Genomic DNA, 7,735 nt, shown 5'->3' on the forward strand with positions numbered 1-7,735 from the left:
ACCGGGGCCGGACGCCTCAGATCGGCGGCGGGTCGAAGTCGAGGTCCAGATGCCGTTCTTCGAGAAAGGCGACGGCGTCGGGATGCTCCAGGGTGAGCTTGCGCGCGTACCGGTGGCGCGTGTCCTCCCGGAGCCTCGCCCCCTCCTCGACGGCTTCCGGCGTGCCGAGGTGCTTGAGGTCGACCGACAGGTTGGCGGCACAGGCCAGGGCCATCGGGTGGTCCTGGCCGACGAGCTCGGCCAGGCGGCGATAGGTGTCGCGTCCTCGTTCCACGGCCGCCTCGTACTGACCCAACGCCGCCAGGTCGCTCGCCAGGTTGGTCGCCACGGTCAGGTAATAGTGGTGGTCGCGTCCCAGACGCTGCTCGATGCTCTCCAGCGTCTCCTCGTTCAGCTGGCGGGCCTTCGCGGGGTCCTGGCAGGTGCGATGCAGCAGCGCCAGATTTCCCTGGCAGGTCAGATAGTAGGGATGGTCGACGCCGTAGATACGCGGATAGCGCTTGACCGTGTCACTCGCCAGTTCCAGTCCCTCCTGCTCCTGACCGTTGTTGCGCTTGATGTTGGCGAGTGACATGGCGGCGGCCAGCGTGTCGGGGTGGTCGAGGCCGTATCTGCGGACGTAACGGCCGTGCACCTCCGTGGACATCTCCAGCGCCTTGTCGAGCTCGCCGAGCCTCCGCCAGGCGATGGAGAGGTCCTTGGCGGTCCAGAGGTAGACGAAGTGCTCGCCACCCAGGTACTCCATGCCGTAAGCGACAGCCTCCTCGCCGATGTCGCAAGCCTCGGCATAGTCACCGTTCAGGCGGACCGCGCGGGCGAGCGTATTCCAGTGTGTCAGGACGGTCGCGGCGCCCGCCTGCGCATCCCGTACTCCCAGGTAGGCGACCTCGTGCAGCTCTCGAGCCTGCTGAAAACGACTGGTGAGACTGTAATCCAAGCCTAGGTTATTTTTCGCGCGTAGGGTTCGCTGATCGTCCGGTCCGAAGGCTGCCTCATGGCGTCGTACCGAATCCTTGTCGTGCTCCAGGGCCGCCGCGAAGTCCCCACTCGCACGCAGATCGCCGCCGATGCTGCTGATCAGGAGCAGCAACTCGTCGTGAAGCGTACTCACTCGCTGTATCTTGGCAAGCGTCTGCTGGTTGAGCTCGTAGGCCTCGTTGTACCTGCCGAGCTGGCGAAGGATGTTGCCCAGCTCGCGGTAGGCCCTCAGCACATGGGGATCGTCGGGGCCGGAGTCCTGCTCCCACTTATGGATGAAAAGGTTGACGAACTCCTGGGCATAGCCATCGCTGGACATGTACAGGTATCGCGCCAGGCTCAGCGCGAAGTCGCGGACCTTCGGGTCGTAGCTCTCCTGAAGCCGGGAAGGCACGACGTGTCCCAGAACACCGCCATAACGACTCCAGTTGACCGACTCGTCGGGGTTGCCGAGTTGCAGGCCAGTCAGCAGGCGATGGACGTCCGCGAGATGGCTCGCTCTTTCCACGGGTTCGAGCTCGTCGCGTACCAGCGCCTGGATCAGCCGGTGCACCTGGATGGTCCGGCTGCCCGGGTCGACACGCGCGAGAGCGAAGCGACCGAGCTCCCCCACCGACCGGCTCAGCTTGATCGGGTTGGCGAGCAGTTCGGCCAGCTGCGGGCTCAGGTCACTGACCCGCTGGCTGAACACGTCGCGCGGGATCGGCTCAGGGCCGAAGAACGCACAGCAACGCAGCAGGTCGATGGCCTCCGGCCGGCGCTCGGTCAGCCTGCTGACCGAGAGGTTCCAGGCCGCCGTCATCGAGATGGGGTACTCCGTCGGCTTGCCCTCGTCGAGGAGCTGGCTAGTGTGCTTGTTCAGCAGCTCGATGTACTCGTCGACGAGCATGCCCGTCTCGGCCTGGAGAGCACCGGCCTGTTCCAGCGCCAAGGGCAGGTCTCCGAGCTGATCGGCGAGCCGGTCGGCGTCCTCGGGGGCGATCGTCCTGCGGACGCGCTTGTTGAGGAACGCGACGCTTTCCTCCCGCGTGAATACGTCGACCGGAACGGCCTCGACGACGTCCTCCCAGCGGTGGTTGCGGGAGGTGATCAGGACATGGCCTGGTCCGTTCGGGATGACGTCCAGGACCTCTTCCGGCTCGTCCGCATTGTCGAAGATGAGCAGCCAGCGGTCGTACGGCTTGCCGCGGCGCAGCGCGTCGAGCGCGGCGTTGGCGGCGTCCTCGACACCGATCGCCGCGGCCGACGGGAGGCTGAGGTGGGGAGCCAGCGCCGCAAGTGACGATCGGATGAGGACCCGCTGATCGGCGGAGATCCACCAGACGAGGTCGTACTCGCTGCGGTACCGGTAGGCGTACTCCACCGCCATCTGCGTCTTCCCGACGCCGCCCAGGCCGTGGAGGGCGTGCGGGAGGACCTGAGGAAGGACCACCGTGACCTGCCCCGTCGCCTCGGCGGTCATTCCCGAGCGCAGTCTTTCGAGAAGCTCTTCCCTGCCGGTGAAGTTCTTGTTCCTCCCCGGAACCTTGCCCCACACCTCAGGGGCCGTCGACCGCCGTACTTCGCTCGGCTGGGTCCCGGTCACAAGGCCACCTCCGAATCGTGGATACCAGGTCCAACGTTGAGCAACGCGTCGATGCAGTCAATGGCGCCTGCAAAAACGGCCATGTCACATCCCGGAACCCGAACAAAAGCAAAGAACACCAAAGGCCGTCCTAGAGTAAACGCCTTGACCATATCCCGCATGCTGAGCAGAGATCATTTCGCAACATCCGTCCGTCCCAGAGGCGGCTCCCCCCTTGTATGCTGGTCCGGTCACGTGAGGCACAGGTTGGGAGCTGAGTTATGGAGTCACAGGAGAGCAAACTGGCAGGTCAGCTACCTAATTGTTCCGCTCTGTCTCTCCATGACCTCGACAAACTCGACAGTTCAGTCTTCGCCTATGCGATTAGGGACCTCTCGACCCTCAACCAGCGAGACATCGACGCAATCTCCGGGTTCAGCAGCTCCATCGGCCCTTCGGACGACAAGTAAGACATAACACCACGACCGGACAGAAACGGCAATATTTTCCACCGTCGCTCGTTACTGCCTGCGTGCGATTTTTTCAGCCTGCGCCTGATGATGATGTGACAGGCGTGGATGTGTCGCCTGAAGGGCTTCTCCGGCGAGTTCTGCGGCAAGGCTCCGTTCGCCGCGCCTCTGCATCGAACGGGCAAGATACAGCAGGACCATGCCATTCATCCTGCCCTCTTCGCGAAGCTCATCGATCTCGCGCTGCGACACGGGAACATTCGGGCTCGCCGCCAGGATGTACGCCGCGCGGGCCGACGGCGGCGCCGCGGCAGCGACACTGTTCAGGTCGTTCAGGGCCTGCTGCGATCTCCCCCAGTCCGCATAGATCTCCCCCCGGATGCGGAGGGCTTCGACATGCCCTGGATCCCTGTTCAACGCGGAGTTCACCTCCCTGATCGCGGCCTGGTGCCGGCCCGTGCGCCAGAGAGCCTGGCCGAACTCCAGCAAGGTGATCGTCTCGCCCGCCGGGATGAACCGGCTGGAACGCGCCTTGTCCAACGCGCTCTTCGGATCCCCGCGGTGCAGGTGCACGCGTGCGAGCGCGGCGAACAGGTACGCGACAGCGGGAGACCTGGAGTCCGCCGTCCAGGCCACGGCTTCCTCGTAGGCCTTCAGGGCGGCTTCGTGCTCCGCCCGCATGTACGCGACGTCGCCCAGGATCATCTGAGCGGAGACACCGATCCCGCTGTGCCCTTCTCCGATCAGCATCAGCGCCCCCTGTGCGTACTTACGGGCAAGGCCCAGGTCGCCTGCGGACATCGCCTGCTCCGCCGCGCGCAGGAGGTCGCTCGCCCGGCGATCACCAGGCACCATCGGAGCCTCCCCGAGCCCCTGGAGCGCGGTTGCCAGCCGCGGATGCTGAAGCTGGAAGCCGTCCCCGTCGGCCAGCCGGCAGAACTTGAGAAGATGCCGGTCCTCCACCGCACGGACGACGGTGTCCGTGATCGCCTTCGGCCGGTCGCTTCGGAGCGCGGGCCTGGCCTGCGGCGGCGCGGTCTCGTCGGAGCACGTGGTGAAGGTCCGGCGCATCCAGCCGCCGATCTCACAGGTCGGCAGGTCGTGGTCGGAGGTCAACGTGAACAGCGTACGGGTGCAGAACTCGGCCAGCACCCCGTCCACGTTGTCGAGCACCTTTCTCGCGACGTCGGACAACGTGCCGCCCCGGGCCAGCCCCCGCCAGAGTTCGGCGCACAGCACCTGCAGAAGGACGGGTTCCACGCGTGCGCCACCAGGGGTGTCGTGGCCGATCGCCAACGCGTCGACGAGCTGGGCGGGTAGGCCGAGGTCGAACTGCAGGTTCCGGTTCAGCAGCGGCCGGGTCAGCGCGTTGATCGCGGACTGCGAGTCCAGCGGCAGCAGCACGTACTGCGCGGGGACCTCGCCCAGCGCCCTGCCGAAGCCGCGTGCCTCCTCGCTCCATTCCGGTCGGATCGACAGCAACAGATGGACGTCCGGAAAGGCGCGGAGAGCGACCTCCAGCTCCTCGAGGAGACGCCAGTGCTCCGGGCTCGACATGGCAGAGGGACGGAACAGCTTCTCGGCACCGTCGATCGCCACCAGGGTGGACGCACCTCGCGGCGCGGCGGCGGTCCGCCGCCGGAAGAACTCCGCGACCGTCAGACCGACGCTGCGGGCCGGGTCCTCCGTTGGCTGCAACGACGACAGCAGGGCGAAAAGGGCATGGCCTCGGGCCGTGACCACCGGCGCCGGGAGGGTCCTGCGGTAGCTGAGGTCACCGATCGGCAGCACATGGGCTCCGTTGTTGGTCAGGAATGGAGCCACCCCGACGTGCAACAAGGACGTCTTCCCGACACCTGAATCGCCGATCAGCAATGACAGGCGATGTCCCTGCCAGAGTTCGGCCACCTCGCGAGTTTCGTTATCACGTCCGAAGAAGCCGACCTGGTCAATCTCGCCGAACGGCCGGAGACCGACCCACGGGCAGGTGTCGTGTGGGGTCACGAAACGGCTCCTGCCGACGTCCGGACCTGTCGCATCACGCTCTCCCGTCCCCATTGCAGCCGACAAGAACGAACTCCTCGTAGCACACACGTCCCGTCTGCCGTATACGCGTGGCCGTCCATGCCGAGGCTTCCGTGATAGCGATCTGGTTGGATATCCGGCGCAATAATGACGCAATCATCCAAGAAAGTCCTCCGTCATGCTATATCTAGCGCCAGAAGTCCTACGTGGACACCGGCAGAACCGTCCGGCCCGGAAACACTTTCCTTTCCTGCTGGACCGCAACTGTATTTATGGTGACCTGAATCGGTGTCCCAGACGGCGGCCGGCGGGTGGTGACGATGCGCGACAGGGCCAATCGGCTGTCCCCTGAGGAGTTGGCTCGGGTGGCACGCGAGCTGCTGGAGAACGACGCCGAGCTGAAGTGCGACCCAGAGCTTCATCCCGAGATACTCGGCGACGTCCGGCGGCGAGCCGACCAGATCTTCGACCCGCTCACGGAAGAGATCACCACGGCCGACGGAGCACGCCGTGCGTGGCGCCGGCCCTGGGCCGTCGCCGTCGTGGTTCTCCTCGTGATGGCGCTCCTCTTCCTCGGCGTCACCATCTGGAGCGCCGGATTCTCCTCCTGGTCGAGAGCGGCCGTCGTCACGTTCTCGGCCGGCCTGGCGGCGGTGGGCTCATCCGTCTTCGTGAGCTGGTGGAGCATGATCCGGCGGCGGAACCTGACCGCTTCGCGGGAGCTCCGCGCGGCGCTGCTACCGCCACTGCGGGCCCTGATCCGCCTCATCATCAACGAGTTGCAGGACGACAAGGCGCGCTGGTCCGGCACCCTGCGCACGTCCCAGGCTCCCGCTCTGGTGGAGCTCAACCTTCAGGACACCATCCCCTCCCGCACCTACGAGCGGCTGCGCGCCTTCATCGCCGAGCACGAGTCCTCGGCGACCGGGCTGGCTGGTGCCCGTGGCTCAGGCAAGACCACGCTGATGCGACGGCTGTCGTCGGACAATGCTCTCGACTGCCACGTCGCTCTGGTCAGCGCGCCGGTGCAGTACGCCCCCGTGGAGTTCACCCGCCTCATCCACGGCGAACTGGCGCGGGCCGGCGTGAGATCCAGCGGCGCGAGCCTCGTCCGCAGCCGCATGGCGATGCCGGCTGTACGGGCGATTCTGCGGACCCTCGTCATGGCGGTGGCGGTGCTCCTCCTCATCACCTTGTGGATCTACGACAAGAACCGTCCCGCGCCGACCCCGTTCGACCTCGGCTGGGCAGGCTTCGCGGCCGTCGTGCTGGGAGCCCTGATCATCGGGTTCGTGTTCAGCAGGGGATGGACCTCCTTCCGGATGCAGACGAGAGCGATGGCCTCGCCGCAGACAACGGGTGAGCTCTGCCTGCAGCAACTCGACTTCCTGCACTGGTCCACGTCGGTCGAGAGCAACGCGAGCGCCGGGCTCAAGATCAGCGGCTCGGGCTTCGAGGGCGGCCGTAAGCTCTCCCACGCCGAGCGCGAGGTGACCCACGCCGACTCGGTGCAGGCGCTACGGCAGTTCGTCGAGCAGTTGCTCGTGCTCGGCAACAAACCCGTCGTCATCTGCGTGGACGAGCTCGACAAGTTGACGGATCCAGCCGACGCCGTCAAAGCGATCAACGGCCTCAAGGATCTGTTCCACGTCGCCAAGGCACACTTCGTCCTGTCGGTGTCCACGGACGCCATGCACAGCTTCGCCGCGCGAGGAGTGCCGATGCGCGACGTGTTCGACTCGGCGTTCGACACCATCATCTCGGTCGCTCCGCTCTCGCTGGAGGAATCACAGACGCTCATCTCCCGGCGCGCGCGCGACTTCTCCAGGGTGTTCGTCCTGTTCTGTCATGCCTGGTCGGGCGGTCACGCCCGCGACCTCATCCGGACCGCACGCTCGTGCGTGGACCTCAAGCGCGAACTCGGGGAGGACGAGGAGGCCACCATCTCTCTGCTGTCCCGGCGCGTGCTGCGGCATGACCTGCGTGAGGTCGTGGACGCGACCGTCGAGAAGCTGCGGGAGGAGGGCACCGACCTCACGAAGGCGATGCTGGAATCGGTTCTGACGTTCCAGGAGTCGCTGGAGGACGAGTCCGCGAACCTGTACGACCTCGTCGAGGCAACCGAGTTCCCCTCGGACACGGGAATGGTGGCGGCCGAGGCCCAACTGGCGACCACCCTGGCCCCGTACGCTCGAATCGCCGGCCTTTGCGAGCGCCTGTTCTCCGTGGCGTGTCCGCCGACGGCGTGGCAGACCGAGGCGATGAGAAAAGCGGTCATCACATTGGCGGAGGCCCGCTCTTCACTGGGACGGCATCCACGGGAGATCGAGCGGAAGCTGAAGCGCGCAGCCGAAGAATGCTCGATCGCTTTGAGGTCTTGAGAACCTGCTGGTGACGGCGTCGACATGATTGGCGGATGGACAACTTCAGAAATTGCTGAGCATGAGCGAGAGCAGCCTGTCGAGCGAGTTTCTGGATTTCAGCAGGAAGGTTGCAATGCATTCAACAGAGTGATGACCCACCGACAGCAGCCACGCGACCATCCTCTGATCCATAAATCTCCGGCACCCAGTACTGACTCGAAGATCGGTCAGTTGGTGGGCAGGCGGCAGCGAACCTCGGCCTGGTGGTCACGGTCAGGTTGGGCAGGATGGTTGAGGTTCAGAGGTTCAGAGGTTCAGAGGTTCAGGGCTTGGGC

3 protein-coding genes are annotated in these 7,735 nt (G+C 65.5%); 1 reads left to right on the forward strand and 2 read right to left on the reverse strand.

The window, feature by feature from the left end:
- Positions 1 to 16 precede the first annotated feature (16 nt).
- Complete coding sequence (gene fxsT / locus KME77_RS23435; RefSeq protein ID WP_308250850.1) at positions 17 to 2,563, reverse strand: FxSxx-COOH system tetratricopeptide repeat protein; 2,547 nt, start codon at positions 2,561 to 2,563, stop codon at positions 17 to 19.
- A 500-nt stretch (positions 2,564 to 3,063) separates the two neighbouring features.
- Positions 3,064 to 5,016 (reverse strand): nSTAND1 domain-containing NTPase, encoded by a 1,953-nt coding sequence (locus KME77_RS23440; protein WP_219471089.1) that lies wholly within the window; start codon positions 5,014 to 5,016, stop codon positions 3,064 to 3,066.
- A gap of 386 nt (positions 5,017 to 5,402) precedes the next feature.
- Between KME77_RS23440 and KME77_RS23445 the strand changes: the two genes are divergently transcribed.
- On the forward strand, positions 5,403 to 7,418 hold the full coding sequence (locus tag KME77_RS23445) for a P-loop NTPase fold protein (RefSeq protein ID WP_219471090.1): 2,016 nt from the start codon (positions 5,403 to 5,405) through the stop codon (positions 7,416 to 7,418).
- The last annotated feature ends 317 nt before the right edge of the window (positions 7,419 to 7,735 follow it).

The sequence above is a fragment of the Nonomuraea rhizosphaerae genome (assembly GCF_019396405.1).
Taxonomy (GTDB): Bacteria; Actinomycetota; Actinomycetes; order Streptosporangiales; family Streptosporangiaceae; genus Nonomuraea; species Nonomuraea rhizosphaerae.